This window comes from Myroides sp. WP-1, from assembly GCF_014145635.1.
Taxonomy (GTDB): domain Bacteria; phylum Bacteroidota; class Bacteroidia; order Flavobacteriales; family Flavobacteriaceae; genus Flavobacterium.
The window spans coordinates 48,740-65,763 of sequence record NZ_JACHTC010000002.1; the positions used below are offsets into that span (position 1 = coordinate 48,740).

Sequence of the window (17,024 nt, forward strand, 5' to 3'; positions counted from 1 at the left end):
AAATGGAAGTAGCAGTAACTTATCTCGAGAATCAATTAAAAGAGCAGGATTTGTTTGAACAATTAGTCCAACAAATAGAGCGTGACTTTCGAATGAGCGTAGATGAGGATCTGACATTTCCCGCTTCAACACCTCTTGAACTCGTACAGCAAATTCAAGGCGTATTGGAAAGCATTGCTTCTCGTACACCAGCGAAGTTGTCGATGTTGCTTTATCGCATCGATGTAGCAGAAAAAGATATTCGAGCGTTAGAAGAAGGAGATGTATTTAATTACTTTCAACAATTGACTTACCTGATTGTGAAACGAGAATTTCAAAAGGTTTACTTCCGAACAAACTTGTCAAAAGAATAGTGAAATATCAATAAAAAAAGAGCCGATTTGTATAATCGGCTCTTTTTTTGTATCTTATAAAGGTGTTTTTAGAAATAGATGCGGATAAAAGGCATCAGTGCGCTGCCGTATACCATGTCTTTTTCTTTGTACAACACATTGTATCGAACTCCTACTGTAGCAGGTCCGCTACTGTAACCAGCACCTAAGAATAAAGCTGTATTCCAAAAGTTAGCATCTAACTTGTGTAAATCTTGTTTATAAGTATAGGTATTGTTTACACGCAATTGCTCTAGTTCGGCAGATAATTGCAATTGGGGAATAGGATTGGCTAGAGCAATTAAGCTTCCTCCGTAAATCCAAGATTGATACTCCTTTACATTACTGTAGTAAAAAGAGCGGTCTTTGCTATTGATATAGCTTCCTTGTAATCCTACACCCACACTGAAATAAGGGTTTACCTGATACAAGGCACTTGGTGCTAACATCACATCTGTATAGCCGCTACCGAAGCCCAAACCAAAGCCTCCTCCAAATCTCCATTTTTTGACAGAATCGTAATTTTCGGAGTTATTTCGGTTTTGTTGTGCAAAAAGTGAAAAATTGGACAATAAAAAAAATGAAAAAATGAATAAAATACTCATTTTTTTGACATAAAATCTTCTCATAGTTGTTTTATGAAATTGTTGTGAGATAAAAATAAGAAAAAGTTTATACTTTTGTAATCAAAGAGTTGTATTTTTGTATATATAATATTTAATCAATAGGTCTTTAGACGAAAATTATGGATAGATTTTCCTTTTTAAACGCGGCACACACTGCATTTTTTGCAGATTTGTATGATCAATATTTAGAAAATCCAGATAGCGTAGAACCAAGTTGGAGAGCCTTCTTTCAAGGGTTCGATTTTGCAAATGAATTTAATGATGGCACAGTAGAAAAAGTAACTTACGTTTCATCACCAACAAGCGGTTCAAATACAGGTAGTTCTGTAGATACAAGCCAAATTACTAAGGAATTGGCTGTATTGAAATTAATCGATGGCTACAGGACTTACGGACACCTATTGACTAAAACAAACCCGCTTAGAGAAAGAAGAGTTGTTCACCCAGATTTAAGTTTAGAGAAATTCGGTTTATCAGCTGCTGATTTAAATACAACATTTGATGCAGCGAAAGCGATTCAATTACCGGCTTCTACTTTAGCACAAATTATTGCACAATTAGAGAAAATCTACTGCGCAACTTTAGGTATTGAATTCAAATATATCACAGACGAAAAAGAAGTGAATTGGATCCAAGATCACTTCGAAATCCCAGAAGCAAAGTTTAATTCAGAAGAGAAAAAAGAAATCCTACACAAATTAATTGAAGCGGTTTCTTTTGAAAACTTCTTGAATACAAAATATGTAGGACAAAAACGCTTCTCTTTAGAAGGGTTGGAGGCTGCTATTCCAGCAATGGACTTTTTAATTGAATCTGCTGCTGCTAAAGGAGTAGAGGAGATCGTGGTTGGTATGGCACACCGTGGTCGTTTGAACGTTTTAGCAAACGTATTTAAAAAACCAACACAAGAAATCTTTTCAGAATTTGACGGAAAAGACTATGATGCTGTAGAGGGATATGACGGAGACGTAAAATATCACTTGGGATTAAGCTCAACACGTAAAACACGCTCAGGTAAAGATATCCATGTAAACCTAACACCAAACCCTTCTCACTTAGAGACTGTTGGTGCGGTTATCGAAGGGATCGCAAGAGCAAAACAAGATACAGTTTACACCAACCAACCTTCTAAAGTATTGCCTATCGCTTTACACGGAGATGCAGCTATTTCAGGACAAGGAATTGTGTATGAAATTGTGCAAATGGCTCAGTTAAGAGGGTATAAAACAGAAGGTACAATCCACGTGGTATTAAACAACCAAGTTGGATTTACAACAAACTTCACAGACGGACGTTCTTCTACCTATTCAACAGATATTGCTAAAGTTACAGCTTCACCTGTGTTACACGTTAATGCAGATGATACTGAAGCAGCAGTACGCGCGTTCTTATTCGCTTTAGAGTACCGCATGACTTTTGGTAGAGATGTTTTTATCGATTTAGTAGGATACCGTAAATATGGACACAATGAAGGGGATGAACCAAAATTCACGCAACCTTTATTATATAAGTTAATCTCTAAACACCCGAACGCTAGAAATATCTATAACGCTAGATTGTTAGAGGATAAAATTGTTGATGAAAGTTTTGTGAAAGACTTAGAACAGCAATATAAAGATGTATTAGAACAAGATCTGCAAATTTCTCGTGAGAATGAATTTGCTAAGATCAGAACGTTCATGCAAGAAAACTGGAAAGAATTCAAAATTGTAGACGAAAAAGCAATGGTTGTTGATTATGATACCAAAGTATCTAAACAATTATTGACAGATATCGCTGAAGTAATCACGGAACTTCCAGAAGATAAAAAATTCATCAGCAAAGTAAAACGCCTTATCGGAGACCGCAAAGCGATGTTCTTTGAAAATGATAAGTTAGACTGGGCAATGGGTGAATTATTGGCTTACGGATCATTAATTTCTCAAGGATATGATGTGCGTATGTCAGGACAGGATGTTGAACGTGGTACGTTCTCTCACCGTCATGCTGTAGTAAAAACAGAAGATACGGAAGAGTCAATCATCTTGTTGAACCACTTGAAAGATCAAAAAGGACAAATGAGAATTTACAACTCTTTATTGTCTGAGTATGCTGTTTTGGGATTTGAGTATGGATATGCGTTGACAAACCCTAATACATTGACGATTTGGGAAGCTCAATTTGGAGATTTCTCCAATGGAGCACAAATCATGTTAGATCAATACATTTCTGCAGCAGAAGATAAATGGAGTAGCCAAAATGGTTTGGTTATGTTGTTGCCTCACGGATATGAAAACCAAGGAGCGGAACACTCTTCAGCACGTTTAGAGCGTTACTTACAATTATGTGCAGAACACAATATGTTTGTTGCAAACTGTACAACTCCAGCAAACTTCTTCCACTTGATGCGTAGACAAATGGTAACTGACTTCAGAAAACCATTAATCGTGATGTCACCGAAGAGCTTGTTGAGACATCCATTAGCTACCTCTTCAATTAGTGAATTCACTGATGGTAAATTCCAATATGTAATTGACGATGCAGCGGTAGATAAAGCAAAAGTGAAATCATTAGTTTTCTGTTCTGGTAAATTCTACTATGATTTAGTAGCGAAAAGAGAAGAATTAGGAAGAGAGGATATCGCATTTGTGCGTTTAGAACAATTATTCCCATTGCCAATTGAGCAGATCAAAGCGGTAATCGCTTCTTATCCAAATGCGGATGATTTTGTTTGGGCACAAGAGGAACCGAAAAACATGGGAGCTTATGGCTATATGTTGATGAACTTCGAAGAAAAACCATTGCGTTATGCTGGTAATAAAGCGTATAGTGCGCCAGCTTCTGGAAGTTCAACACGTTCTAAAAAGCGTTTTGCATATGCAATTGAAAAAGTTTTTAATAAGAACTTATAATAAAAAAAGAGTATTTTTACATAACAATATTTAATTAAAGAATATACGATGAGCATCTTAGAAATGAAAGTTCCTTCACCAGGTGAATCAATTACAGAGGTTGAAATTGCTACTTGGTTGGTAAAAGATGGAGACTATGTTGAAAAAGACCAAGCAATTGCTGAGGTTGATTCAGATAAAGCAACATTAGAATTGCCTGCTGAAGCAAGCGGAATCATTACTTTAAAAGCAGAAGAAGGTGACGCAGTAGCGGTAGGTCAAGTAGTTTGTTTAATCGATACAGGCGCAGCAAAACCAGCGGGAGGTACTTCTACAGAAGCTAAGCCAGCAGCAGAGGCTCCAAAAGCGGAAGCTCCTAAGGCAGAGCCAGTACAAGCACCTGCAGCAGCTACTTATGCAACAGGTTCAGCTTCTCCAGCTGCCAAAAAAATATTAGATGAAAAAAATATTGATCCTGCTTCAGTTGCTGGAACAGGAAAAGATGGTAGAATCACTAAGGAAGATGCTTTAAACGCAAAACACTCAATGGGAACTCCAACTGGTGGACCAAGAGGTGAAGAGCGCAAAAAAATGTCTATGTTACGTCGTAAAGTAGCAGAGCGTTTGGTTGAAGCTAAAAATACAACAGCGATGTTGACAACGTTTAACGAGGTTAACTTAACAAACGTAAACAAGCTTAGAAGTGAATACAAAGACGCTTTCAAAGCTAAACACGGTGTTGGTTTAGGATTCATGTCTTTCTTTACTAAAGCGGTTACTCGTGCTTTAGAATTGTATCCAGACGTAAACTCTATGATCGATGGTCAAGAGCAAATTAAATATGACTTCTGCGATATTTCAATTGCAGTATCTGGTCCAAAAGGACTAATGGTTCCTGTTGTTCGCAACGCTGAATTATTGTCTTTCCGCGGTGTTGAAGCTGAAATTAAACGTTTAGCTACAAGAGCTCGTGATGGACAAATTACAGTGGATGAAATGACAGGTGGTACATTTACAATCACTAATGGTGGTGTATTTGGATCGATGTTATCTACACCAATTATCAACCCTCCACAATCTGGAATCTTGGGAATGCACAACATTATCGAGCGTCCAATCGCAGTAGATGGTAAAGTAGAAATCCACCCAATGATGTACGTGGCGTTATCGTATGACCACCGTATCATCGACGGACGTGAGTCAGTAGGTTTCTTAGTAGCTGTGAAAGAAGCTTTAGAAAACCCAACTGAATTATTGATGGATAACAATCCTAAAAAAGCTTTAGAACTTTAATAGAATCAAATTTCTATCTCTATAAACGACAACTGAGCAATCAGTTGTCGTTTTTTTTTAAATGAAAGATGAGATTTAATGAAGCGAATAAAGATACTAACTCGTGTCCTCATGCTATTCTAAGACTACAAAAAACAAATCTCACGAAAAACCTTTTTTCTATTGTATCTTTGTCCATTAAACTAATACTACTATGTCGAAAGAAACGAAAAAAGGAATATTTAAAGGGATTATTGAGAAAGATGAGCAAGGAAACTATTTCTGTGGTCCTTATTTGTTAGACTATCAATATACAGAGGCTCAGTTTAAATTAGGAGATCTAGTGAGTATCAAAACTGTTATTGCTAACCCAAGCGGAAAAAGTAGAGATGCTTATCCGATGAAATCAATGAAATTTTTCCTCGCAGACGAAGATTAATTTTTTACTCTTCTAGGGAAATAGTATATTGTCAGGTGTAAAGGTGTGGTTGGAAATCATGCCTTTTTACTTTAAACGGATGAGATAATCGGTTTAAAGCACATAATGTCATCTTATTCAATTTCCCAGAGTGTATGCGCACCTATTATGCTATTTTAGAGGTTACCCCAACAGCTAGTTCGAGTGAAATTAAACAAGCATTCAGACGGTTATCGAAGTTGTACCACCCTGATATGAATCAAGGTAATACGAGATATCAAGATAGATTGTTCGAAGTGATTAAGGCATATGAAGTTTTAGGTGATGATAGCCAACGTCGTGCCTATGACTTAACGCTCTCTCGTACACAAACAACAACCAGTAATACTCAATCTTCACAAGCGTATACTGCAAGATCCACACAGGCAAATACAGATTACTATAGACCTGAAATTCTTACTTTTTCTTGCAATCAAACGTATTTTTTTATGGGCGATCTCATCGAAATAAGCTGGGATTGTAAACAAGCCGATGTTATTCGCATCTATCCATTGGGGTATATGGATGAACTGCGTGGTAAAATCGTTTATCGCGTCAAAGAATTGGATGCAAAGTATCTTACTTTTGAGTTAACGGCTGTGAACAACCACAGTTCTCATGTAGAAAAGAGAAGTATTCATCTCAATAATGGGATCTACATGAATTTTACTGAAACAGATCAGTTAGAAAAAGTTAACTATGTTAGTCCTCAACATTGGAGTATGGGATTCTTGGCTCCTTTAGGGCGTAGTTCAAGGAAAGACTATGGTTTACGCGTTGCGCTTTTAACGCTATTTTTCTTGATGGCTTTCTTTTATCAACCCCATTTTGATCACGACGGAACCTATTCGTTTATTTGTACGGTATTGATTTATGTCTTACTTATTTGTTCAGCAAGACGCCTTCACGATGTTAGTCGACATGGAATACTGTCTTTGTTGCTACTGGTTCCCTTGTTAAATATTGCGGTTCTGTTGATATTACTGCTGCTTAAAGGAGATGATTTGCCTAATAAACACGGTCGTAAACCTCGGTTTTAGTTTTGTCAAATTGGTTTAAGTATAGATAGACATTCCGTAGCTTTTTTAAGGAAACTCGTTGGAGGGTAACGTTTTTTTTAGCTTATATTTGTAGTTAATAATGTTCAAATCATAGTTTGAGATGAGTTCTTTGTATTATATCGATCGTACTGACATTCGCTTAGCAGATGTTATGTTTACTGAAAAAGTAGAGCAAGAGATCGAAGCATTCTTGAAGGAGTATAAGTATCGTGAAATATTAACGAAATACAACTTGCCTGTTAGTAATAAGATTTTATTATATGGAAAAACAGGTTGTGGAAAAACAATGACCGCAAAAGCAATTGCCAAGCAATTGGATAAAAAGTTGATTATTGTAAACTTGGCAACGATCGTTTCTTCTAAACTGGGAGAGACAGCCAAAAACATCGAAAGTTTATTTAAGGAAATTCAATACGAGAGTGCTGTTTTGTTTTTTGATGAGTTTGATTCTTTAGGACAAATTCGCGATTACGACAATAAAGATAACAGTGAAATGAAGCGCGTGGTTAACGCAATTCTACAGTTGATCGACAATCTTCCGCAAAAATCCATCTTAATTGCAGCAACGAATCAAATTCACATGATTGATGAAGCTTTAGTTCGCCGTTTTGAATTGAAACTAGAGTATACAGCTCCCGAAAAAGAAGCGTTGGATCTGTATTACGATAAGATGTTAGCCGTATATCCGTCAGAATATGCACAGGTAGAACGATTGTATAATATCTCCTACGCTGAGGCCAAAACACATATTTATCGCACAGTAAAGAATAACATTATTACAAGCCAACAAGAAGTAGAAAATTAGTAAAGAAACAAAAGAATATAGTATATGATGAAATGGGAAAAGTTGCTGTCTTTAAAGAAGCACGGTGACACATTTGTAAGAAATCGCCTAGATGAAAGTCAAACGCGAATTGGTTTTGAAGTAGATTATGATCGCATTATATTTTCATCGCCTTTCCGCAGTTTACAAGATAAAACACAAGTTATCCCTTTATCAAAAACAGATTTTGTTCACACGAGATTAACCCATAGTTTAGAAGTTTCTGTCGTTGGGCGTTCGCTTGGTCGAAATGTCGGAGAGAAACTACTGAAAAAATATACCTATTTAGCGGAAGAATACGGCTATACTGTGAATGATTTTGGGGCGATCGTTGCCGCAGCGTCTTTGGCTCATGATATTGGAAATCCGCCTTTTGGTCATTCAGGCGAAAAAGCAATTGGCGATTATTTTAATCGAGGAAAAGGACTTGCTTTTAAAGATAAGCTTACAGAAAAGGAATGGCAAGATTTAATTGATTTTGAAGGAAATGCCAATGGTTTTTCTATCTTGACGAAGTCTCGCCCAGGAATAGAAGGAGGATTGCGTATTTCTTATGCTACACTTGGAGCTTTTATGAAGTATCCCAAAGAAAGTTTGCCTAAAAAGCCAACTCGTGATATTTCGGATAAGAAGTATGGTTTTTTCCAAGGAGATAAAGAAGCGTTTATTGATGTGGCTTCTGAGTTGGGGATGATTATGAAAGACGATCGAGTTGAAACAGCATTTTATCGTCATCCTTTGGCGTATTTAGTTGAAGCAGCTGACGATATTTGTTATACAATTACAGATTTTGAAGATGGTATTAATTTGGGGTGGATTCCAGAAGAACATGCCTTAGAATTCCTTATCATGATTGTTCAAAATAGTATCAATACGCAAAAGTACTCTCAATTAAATTCAAAAGAAGATCGTGTAAGCTATTTGCGTGCATTGGCTATCGGTAGTTTGATTGATGACGTGACGCGTTTGTTTATTGAGAATGAAGAAAAGATTTTAGCTGGTGATTATCCCTTTGCTTTGACAGAAAAGTGTTCTTACATCGCGCAAATGAAAGATATCTTGGCAGTGAGTATCAATAATGTATACCAGAGTAAAGAAGTCATTGAAAAGGAGATCATAGGGTATCAAGTAATAGAAACGCTCTTAGAACGCTTTATTACCGCTACAAATAACCGCTATTATGGTGAGGATAATCACTATGATGGATTAATTATAAAACTCCTACCAGAACGCTATATTATAGAAAGCGATAGTTTATATGAACGCTTAATGAGTATTTGTCATTTCGTTTCCATGTTGACAGACGGTAAGGCTTTAGAATTGTATCATACAATCAAAGTAACGAAATAAAAAAAAGGCTTTTGAAATTAATTTCAAAAGCCTTTTTTCATTAGTTAATCAAATATGGAAAATGTACTATTTCTTTGTTGTTGGAATCCAAACGTGAGCATAAGCCATCATTCCGCCATCCCACATTTTCATAGCATCTGGAGCAGCGATTGCTTTAGCTTCTTCTAGCGTTTTTCCGATTACATCTCCTTTGCTAGCTGCAATTGAAGATTCACCTTTTTTTGTAGCAATAGCGAAAGTAGCTTTACCTGCTGTTTCTTTGTAATCTCTAACGTATATGGTTAAGAATTGTCCTGTTCTTCCGTCATAGTATCCTTCAGAGTTTAAGATTTCATAAATGATTTGTCCTTTAGCCTCGTCTGTGAATACGCGTTTCATTTCGATTTTTCCACCTTCAGTGAATGTACCTGTACCTCTGAAGTCTCCCATAAAAATGAATGCTTCATCATTCTCTCCAATGTGGAATTCGTATTGACCTACATCAACTCCGTTCATTGCGATCATTGCTGATAAGTAAGTTCCGTTTAATTCTGCAAAAGCAGGAGTTGTAACACCACCTTCTTTTGTGTATGTAGTGAATTTACCCCCTGTTAGTTCAGAAGCTAACGCAAATTCAGCTTCTGCTTTTTGTTTCGCATCTGCTTCACCAAAAGTTAAACGTGCTACATCTACTGTGTTTTCAGTGATGTTTTTTAATTGTGCTACATAGAAAGTTCCCGCTTTTTCGCCTACACCTTCTAATAAGATTTTGTTTGTGTTTGTGTTGTGTTTCAATACAGTCATGTCATAAGACCCATTGAAATTTACTACTGTATTAGAGAATGTATAGTAGTACGTGTGTCCTTGAGCTGAAAAAACGTACTTTCCTTGAACAGGTAAGTTGATTTTCGCAGGTTCTTCACCGCCAGTTCTTGTAAGTTTTAACCAAGGGAAGATATTGTTTCCGTGATCAGGAGTAATGTCACCTGAAGTTGGATAAGTAGATTCAATTGCTTCAATTTCAGACTTAAATGTATAGTTGATATTGATGTCTAATGATTCTTCTTTAATGTTTTTGAAGAAAAACGCTTTGTATTCGCTTTCTTTTGTGTTTTTTGCAACTGCCTTTAAAACATTGTTTTTGTCTTTGTATACTTTTAGAACATTATAGGTGTCATCTTCTTGACCACTACCAGCCATTCCTGACATTTTCATGTTGATTGTTTTCTTTGTAAATTCAAATGGAATTGGATTTCCAGCATGAGCATAAGCAAAGTTACCTTCAAAAGGAAGTTCAGAACCTACTTCTGTTTGGTCGTTGTTGTTTTCTTTTCTGATTACGTCATCATCACTAGAACAACTAGCTGTACCAACTGAAATTAACGCAAGCATTGCTAAAGCAGATAAGAGTTTAGTTACTTTCATCATGAGTAAATTATTATGTTTTTAGTTATAATTTAATTTAGACCAAAAATAAATAAGAAAAATGAGATGTGCAATATTATTTTTATTTTTTCTAAATAAGAATAACGTTTAAGGAAAGAGGAAATCGAAACGTAGTGAAAATCGGAACGTAGTGAAGATTCATCGAACACAAAAACAAATATAAACTCGGTGAGATAAAGAGGAAAGAGGAAAGTGGAAAGAGGAAAGTGGAAAGAGGAAAGTGGAAAGAGGAAATCGAAACGTAGTGAAAATCGGAACGTAGTGAAGATTCATCGAACACAAAAACAAATATAAACTCGGTGAGATATATTCATCGAACACCAAAATAAAATATAAACTTGGTGAGATAAAGAGGAAAGAAGAAAGAAGAAATCTAAACGCAGTGAAAATCGTAACGTAGTGAAGATTCATCGAACACAAAAACAAATATAAACTCGGTGAGATATATTCATCGAACACAAAAACAAATATAAAATAAGTGAGATATATTCATCAACACCAAAATAAAATATAAACTCCGCGAGATAAAGAGGATGAGATGGTTAGTGGTTAGAATGACGATCGGTGAGTAACGAATGCGACTTCTCTTAGATCAAAGAGATATACTGGGTGGAGTGATGGATTCCTCTAAAAATAAAATTTACTTTTCTCTTCTTTCCTTTCTCTTCTCTCCAAAAAAAAAGGTATTGTGAAATTTCACAATACCTTTTTTTATTTTGTAACCTTTTATCTGTTCACACAGATAGATAGATTCTTAAGCTTCGAATGGAATGATTGAAACGTAAGACTTGTTGTCTTTTTTCTTTTGGAATTTAACAACACCGTCAACTTTAGCATGTAAAGTATGGTCTTTTCCCATATAAACGTTTTCACCAGGATTATGCTTAGAACCTCTTTGTCTTACAAGGATGTTTCCAGCGATAGCTGCTTGACCACCGTAAATCTTAACACCTAAGCGTTTCGATTCTGATTCTCTACCGTTCTTCGAACTTCCGACACCTTTTTTGTGAGCCATGACGTTATAATTTTAAATTGTTAATTACTCAGCTGCTTCAGCTGTTTCTTTTTTAGTCGCTTTTTTCTTTGCTCCACCGAAGTTGATTCCTTCAATTACGATTTGAGTCAAAGCTTGTCTGTGACCGTTTTTCTTTTTGTAACCTTTTCTTCTTTTCTTTTTGAAAACGATTACTTTGTCACCTTTAAGGTGTTGTAAAACTTTAGCTTCTACAGAAGCACCTTCTATAACTGGGGCGCCTACAGTAATGTTATTGTTGTCATCAACTAAAAGAACTTTATCAAAAGTGATAGTCGCTCCTTCTTCTGTTGCCAAACGGTGAACATAAACTTTAAGGTCTTTGCTAACTTTGAATTGTTGCCCAGCTATCTCTACGATTGCGTACATAACAATAAATTATTAAGGTTTATTTAAGTGTGCAAAGTTACAATTCTTTTTTAATTGGTCAAGTGTTTTTTGCTTTTTGTTTTCTGATTTTTATGTTGTTGTAGAAACAAATGTTAATTATGCCTGTGTTGACTAATTGCCACATCTTCACAAAGTCACGAGATCAAATGTTAAAATTGAAACTAAAAGTTAACTAGCCTGTAACATTTAGAAAAAATAGCGTCTCATAGTACTATAAACTAAATTCAGAACTATAAAATGAAAAGATCACTCTTGATTTTAGGCGCGCTTTTTTATGGAATGACAGCGTCAGCTCAAAAAGTGGAATTCGAAGAATACGCTTTAGAAAATGGGCTTAAAGTTATTTTGCATCAGGATAAATCAGCTCCTGTTATCATTACTTCCGTAATGTACCACGTAGGAGCGAAGGACGAAAATCCTGAACGCACGGGGTTTGCCCATTTCTTTGAACACTTATTGTTTGAAGGAACAAAAAATATCGAACGCGGAGAATGGTTTAAATTGGTTACGGCTAATGGTGGTAAAAACAATGCGAATACATCAGATGATAGAACATACTACTATGAAGTATTTCCATCAAATAACTTAGAATTAGGGTTGTGGATGGAATCTGAGCGTTTGATGCATCCTATTATTAACCAAATTGGTGTAGATACACAAAATGAAGTAGTGAAGGAAGAGAAGCGTTTGCGTATGGACAATCAACCTTACGGACAACTCCTACCTCAAGTAAAAGAGAACTTATTTACAAAACACCCTTATCGTTGGGCGCCTATTGGATCTATGGAACATTTAGATGCGGCTACTTTGGAGGAATTCTTAGCGTTTAACAAGAAGTTCTATATTCCTAATAACGCAGTGTTAGTGGTAGCAGGTGATTTTGAAACGGCACAAGCTAAAAAATGGATTCAACAATACTTTGGTTCAATTGAAAAAGGTACTCCAGTTACGCGTACTGCAATTCAAGAAGATCCAATCACAAAAGAAATCAGAGCAGAGTATCAAGATCCGAACGTTCAAATCCCAATGCTTGTACAAGCTTATCGTACGCCTTCAATGAAAACACGTGAGGCTCGTGTATTGGATATGATTTCTACAATCTTATCAAACGGAAAAAGCTCGAGATTATACAAAAAAATTGTAGACGAACAGAAGAAAGCTTTAGAAATCGGGGCATTCAATTTAAGTCAAGAGGATTATGGCGCTTATCTAATCTATGGTTTACCAATGCAAGGGTATACAACAGCAGATTTAGTTGCTGAAATCGACAGTGAAATTGAAAAATTGCAAACTGAATTGATTTCTGAACGCGATTTTCAAAAATTGCAAAATGTGTTAGAAAATGAATATGTGAGAGGAAATGCTGACTTAGAAGGATTGGCTCATAATTTAGCAACGTATAGCTTATTGTATGGCGATACAAATCTGATTAATACAAATATTGAGATGTATAGAGATATTACTCGTGAAGAAATCCGCGAAGTAGCTAAGAAGTATTTGAACAAAAATCAGCGCTTAATCTTAGATTATATTCCAGAGAAAGAAGCTAATAACTAATGCTAAACAAGAAGAAGAGAAATGAAAAAAGTATATATTTACGCAGCTAGTTTGGTTTTTGCTTTAGCAGCTGCTCAATTACAAGCACAAGACAGAAAACAACCCGTTTCAGGACCTGTACCCGTGGTTCACGTAGGGAAACCTACTTCATTTACGTTGAAGAATGGAATGAAAGTATTGGTTGTTCCCAACCATAAATTACCTCAAGTATCGTATACCCTAACCATTGATAACCCTTTAATTGCTGAAGGTGATAAAGCAGGAGTTACTTCTATTTTATCTCAAGTTTTGGGAAATCAAACGAAAAAAATGTCCAAAGAACAATTCAATGATGAGATTGATTTCTTAGGAGCTAATGTTCGTTTTTTCTCTAGTGGAGCTTTCGCAAGCGGATTGTCGAAATACAATGAAACAATTCTTGGATTGTTGGCAGATGGTGCTTTAAATTCTGTTATCACACAGGAAGAATTCGATAAAGCAAAAGCACAGATTATCGAATCGTTAAAAACGAGCGAGAAAAGTGTATCTGCAGTTGCAAGTCGAGTTGAAGACGCTTTGTTGTATGGAAAGAATACTGCAGCAGGAGAGTTTGAAACTGAAGCTACTGTTTCTAATGTTACTTTGGCTGATGTACAAGCATATTACGCAAAATACTTTACGCCAAATAACGCTTATTTAGTGGTTGTAGGAGATATTGATTACAAGAAAACAGAAAAGACAATCAAGTCTTTGTTTGACAATTGGAAAAAATCTACCACAACTTTTGCTGAAGCAACAACGAATAAGAATGTAGCTCAAACGCAAATTGATTTCGTTAATATGCCAAACGCAGTGCAATCTGAAATTGCTTTGATCAATGAGGTTGAGTTGAAGATGACAGATAACGATTACTTTGCAGCCATTTTAGCCAACCAAATCCTAGGTGGTGGTGGAGAAGGTCGTTTGTTTTTAAATTTACGTGAAGCACATGGATGGACGTATGGTGCCTATTCTTCAATCAGTACTGCGCGTAAGTATCCAGGAAAATTTAGAGCGACAGCTTCTGTGCGCAATGTGGTAACAGATAGCGCAGTTACGGAGTTCATTAAAGAGATTGAATTAATGCGTACAACTTTAGTCAAAGACGAAGAGTTGAAAATGGCAAAAGCCAAGTATATCGGAAACTTTGTGATGGAAATTCAAAAACCTGAGACAGTAGCTCGTTATGCTTTAAATAAAGAATTACACAAATTACCAGCTGATTTTTACGAAAATTACATCAAAGGTATTAATGCAGTAACACCTGCGGATATTCAAAAAGCAGCACAAAAATATTTCTTAAACGACAATATGCGCATCGTAATTGTTGGAAAAGGAGCAGATGTTGTAAGTGGATTAGAAGGCTTGAATAAGCCAATGTATTTCTACGATAAAGAAGCTAATCCGGTTGAAAAACCTGTGTTCAAAAAAGAAGTACCTGCAGGAGTAACAGTACAAACTGTTTTAGCAAACTACATTCAAGCTATCGGAGGCGATGCAAAAGTGAAAGCTGTTAAATCGTTGTGGATTACAAGTGAAGCAGAAGTACAAGGAATGACATTGGAAATGGTGAACAAAGTAAAAGACGGCTTTTTGTCTTCAGAACAGAAAATGATGGGTGCAGTGATGTCTAAGCAAGTGATTACACCTAAAATGGGGTATGCAGTTGTACAAGGACAAAAAACAGAAATCACGGGTGAAGAGTTAAAAGAAGCACAAGCTGAAGCGGTTCCTTTTGGAGAGTTAAAAGCAGATGCAACTGCTGTGTTGACAGGTGTTGAATCAATCAATGGTGTGGATGCATACGGTGTGAAAGTAGGAAATACAACAAGCTACTATGACACAACAACAGGATTAAAAGTGGCTGCAGTACAAGAAGTGGAGCAAATGGGGCAAAAAATGCAGCAAGTGGTTAACTATTCTGATTACAAAGAAGTAAAAGGAATTAAATTTCCTTTCGTTCAATCGATGAATGTCGGTATTGAAATCGAAATGAAAATCAAAGAAATTAAAGTTAACGAAGGAGTTTCGGATGCAGATTTTAAATAATCTTTTTTAAAATTAATTATAATTCTTTTGAAAAGTCGCTATTCACAACGAATAGCGACTTTTTGTTTTTAATAAATAGACATCGTAAAAAAGGAAATGGTGCTTGCTCTATCTTGAGGTATTGATTCTCAAAACAAAAAGAGTGAATTGCGAGAAGAGACGATTTTATTTTTTGTATTTTTGTGGCTACAAAAGCAATGTATTAACTCGTTAACAAGAACAAGATGAAAATAGTAAAACTTGGATTAGTTGCCTTATTAGGAGGTGTTTTTTTAGTGGGATGTAAAAGCGAAACTAAAAAAGAAGCAGAGTCAACGGAAACAGTAGAGCAAGTAGAAACAGCACCAGTAACGGAATCAACAGAAGTAGCTGGAAACATGGAACAAGCTACTTTTCAAATCGAAGGAATGACTTGCGCTTTGGGATGTGCTAAAATGATCGAAGGAAAGTTGACAGGATTACAAGGAGTAAAAGAAGCAACTGTTGATTTTGAAAGCAAAACAGCAACTGTAATTTTTGACGATGCAAAACAAAATGGAGAGTCATTAACACAAACAGTTCAAAAGATTGCTAATGGCAGTTATAAAGTAGAAAATTTAGAGGTTAAGACACTTTAATTAAATAAAAAAAGCTTTCGTCATACGAAAGCTTTTTTTATGTTGAAATTTAGTTTTTCAGGATTAATTATGTTCCCATTTTAAAGATTCTAGCATTTGACGCATATCTTGTTGGATATAATGACTTGCTGGAAGAATGGAATCAAAGTTGGGTTTGGCATAAAAATACAAAGAAGCAACGACAAAGTTTTTAACGCTATCTGTGGCGTAGAATTGTACATTTGTTGCTGCATCACCTCCAACGTGATAGAACATGCCGTAAACGCGATCTTTCGCATTGACAAATGGTTGTTCTACAATTTCATCTGCCTTGATAAAATGTTCATAAGTCAATTTTTGAGCGTCTTTTAACAAAGCATCCAGGTTGTTGTCAACCGTTTTATAGTTCATGAATATTGTTGCCTTCATTTGAGGATAATGAACCTCAAAAGCTGTTGATTTAAGCTCTTTGACCGAAGCATTTTTGTTTAAATCAAAAGTAAAATGATGGTACGAGTTTTCATAGCTTTGATAAGTGGGCTCAGGATAATTAAGCGCCAAGTAAGCGTTGGGTCTTGGGGTACTTTCTTTTTTACAAGATCCTAAAGTAAGGAATAAGCCTAAAAAGGCTGCGCTATAAAGGGTAAATGTTTTGTGAAACATAGGGTTGATTTACTTATCCGATTAAAAGGGTAAATTGTCATTGTTACTTTCGCCTGGGATGGAGAAGTTGTCAATTGCCTTTTTGCGTTCAATTTCTTCTGGGGTAGCTGTTTTGCTACTGTCTTTTTTTGTGTCGAGAAACATGAATTCCGTTACGATAATCTCGACAATTTGCTTTTGTATACCGTCTTCCGTTGCCCATTGTCTGGTTCGGATTCGGCCTTCTACATAAATGCGGTCTCCTTTAGTTAGGTATTTTTCACATACTTCTGCCTGTTTATTTCGCACTACAATATTGTGCCATTCCGTAGAGGTAATGCGTTCATTGCTCGTTTTGTTGATGTACACCTCGTTGGTTGCTAAGGGAAAACGTCCAATGCAATTGCCATTCTCAAAATAGTGTATTTTGACATTTTCGCCTAAGTGGCCAATTAGGGTAACTTTGTTCAATGTACCATTCATA

General features: G+C 36.0%; 16 protein-coding genes. 10 read left to right on the forward strand and 6 right to left on the reverse strand.

What is annotated here, in order from left to right:
* Positions 1-2: 2 nt before the first annotated feature.
* On the forward strand, positions 3-353 hold the full coding sequence (locus tag H4K33_RS01945; protein WP_182646828.1) for a hypothetical protein: 351 nt from the start codon (positions 3-5) through the stop codon (positions 351-353).
* 68 nt (positions 354-421) lie between these two features.
* Here the strand turns inward: H4K33_RS01945 and H4K33_RS01950 are convergent, their stop codons facing one another.
* Positions 422-1,000 (reverse strand): hypothetical protein, encoded by a 579-nt coding sequence (locus H4K33_RS01950; RefSeq protein ID WP_182646829.1) that lies wholly within the window; start codon positions 998-1,000, stop codon positions 422-424.
* Between the two features lie 116 nt (positions 1,001-1,116).
* Between H4K33_RS01950 and H4K33_RS01955 the strand changes: the two genes are divergently transcribed.
* The 6 genes from H4K33_RS01955 (at position 1,117) to dgt (ending at position 8,830) form a co-directional block, all read left to right on the forward strand.
* A complete protein-coding gene (locus tag H4K33_RS01955) occupies positions 1,117-3,888 on the forward strand; it encodes a 2-oxoglutarate dehydrogenase E1 component (protein WP_182646830.1) in 2,772 nt (923 codons plus the stop codon).
* Positions 3,889-3,936: 48 nt separating this feature from the next.
* Entirely contained in the window at positions 3,937-5,160 is a 1,224-nt protein-coding gene (gene odhB, locus H4K33_RS01960) for a 2-oxoglutarate dehydrogenase complex dihydrolipoyllysine-residue succinyltransferase (protein ID WP_182646831.1), read from the forward strand.
* A gap of 193 nt (positions 5,161-5,353) precedes the next feature.
* On the forward strand, positions 5,354-5,578 hold the full coding sequence (locus tag H4K33_RS01965; protein ID WP_182646832.1) for a hypothetical protein: 225 nt from the start codon (positions 5,354-5,356) through the stop codon (positions 5,576-5,578).
* Between the two features lie 134 nt (positions 5,579-5,712).
* On the forward strand, positions 5,713-6,636 hold the full coding sequence (locus H4K33_RS01970) for a DnaJ domain-containing protein (protein WP_182646833.1): 924 nt from the start codon (positions 5,713-5,715) through the stop codon (positions 6,634-6,636).
* A 121-nt stretch (positions 6,637-6,757) separates the two neighbouring features.
* On the forward strand, positions 6,758-7,462 hold the full coding sequence (locus H4K33_RS01975; RefSeq protein ID WP_182646834.1) for an AAA family ATPase: 705 nt from the start codon (positions 6,758-6,760) through the stop codon (positions 7,460-7,462).
* 24 nt (positions 7,463-7,486) lie between these two features.
* A complete protein-coding gene (dgt, locus tag H4K33_RS01980) occupies positions 7,487-8,830 on the forward strand; it encodes a dGTP triphosphohydrolase (protein WP_182646835.1) in 1,344 nt (447 codons plus the stop codon).
* A 66-nt stretch (positions 8,831-8,896) separates the two neighbouring features.
* Here the strand turns inward: dgt and H4K33_RS01985 are convergent, their stop codons facing one another.
* From H4K33_RS01985 to rplU, 3 genes are all read right to left on the reverse strand, one after another.
* The gene (locus H4K33_RS01985; protein WP_182646836.1) at positions 8,897-10,237 is read right to left on the reverse strand and encodes a hypothetical protein; all 1,341 of its coding nucleotides are present in this window, start codon (positions 10,235-10,237) and stop codon (positions 8,897-8,899) included.
* Positions 10,238-11,009: 772 nt separating this feature from the next.
* Positions 11,010-11,270 carry a 50S ribosomal protein L27 gene (rpmA, locus tag H4K33_RS01990; protein ID WP_182646837.1) on the reverse strand — a complete coding sequence of 87 codons (261 nt, stop codon included), beginning with the start codon at positions 11,268-11,270 and terminating at the stop codon, positions 11,010-11,012.
* 24 nt (positions 11,271-11,294) lie between these two features.
* Positions 11,295-11,657: a 50S ribosomal protein L21 gene (gene rplU / locus H4K33_RS01995; RefSeq protein ID WP_002989791.1), complete on the reverse strand. Its 363-nt coding sequence runs from the start codon at positions 11,655-11,657 to the stop codon at positions 11,295-11,297.
* A 258-nt stretch (positions 11,658-11,915) separates the two neighbouring features.
* Between rplU and H4K33_RS02000 the strand changes: the two genes are divergently transcribed.
* The 3 genes from H4K33_RS02000 (at position 11,916) to H4K33_RS02010 (ending at position 15,919) form a co-directional block, all read left to right on the forward strand.
* On the forward strand, positions 11,916-13,235 hold the full coding sequence (locus H4K33_RS02000) for a pitrilysin family protein (protein ID WP_182646838.1): 1,320 nt from the start codon (positions 11,916-11,918) through the stop codon (positions 13,233-13,235).
* 21 nt (positions 13,236-13,256) lie between these two features.
* A complete protein-coding gene (locus tag H4K33_RS02005) occupies positions 13,257-15,302 on the forward strand; it encodes a pitrilysin family protein (RefSeq protein WP_182646839.1) in 2,046 nt (681 codons plus the stop codon).
* 224 nt (positions 15,303-15,526) lie between these two features.
* Entirely contained in the window at positions 15,527-15,919 is a 393-nt protein-coding gene (locus H4K33_RS02010; RefSeq protein WP_182646840.1) for a heavy-metal-associated domain-containing protein, read from the forward strand.
* Positions 15,920-15,982: 63 nt separating this feature from the next.
* Here H4K33_RS02010 and gldD read toward each other — a convergent pair whose 3' ends face one another.
* Both gldD and H4K33_RS02020 read right to left on the reverse strand, forming a co-directional pair.
* Positions 15,983-16,561 carry a gliding motility lipoprotein GldD gene (gene gldD, locus H4K33_RS02015; RefSeq protein WP_182646841.1) on the reverse strand — a complete coding sequence of 193 codons (579 nt, stop codon included), beginning with the start codon at positions 16,559-16,561 and terminating at the stop codon, positions 15,983-15,985.
* A gap of 21 nt (positions 16,562-16,582) precedes the next feature.
* Positions 16,583-17,023, reverse strand: a complete 441-nt coding sequence (locus tag H4K33_RS02020) for a single-stranded DNA-binding protein (protein ID WP_182646842.1) — start codon at positions 17,021-17,023, stop codon at positions 16,583-16,585.
* Between the last annotated feature and the right edge of the window lies 1 nt (position 17,024).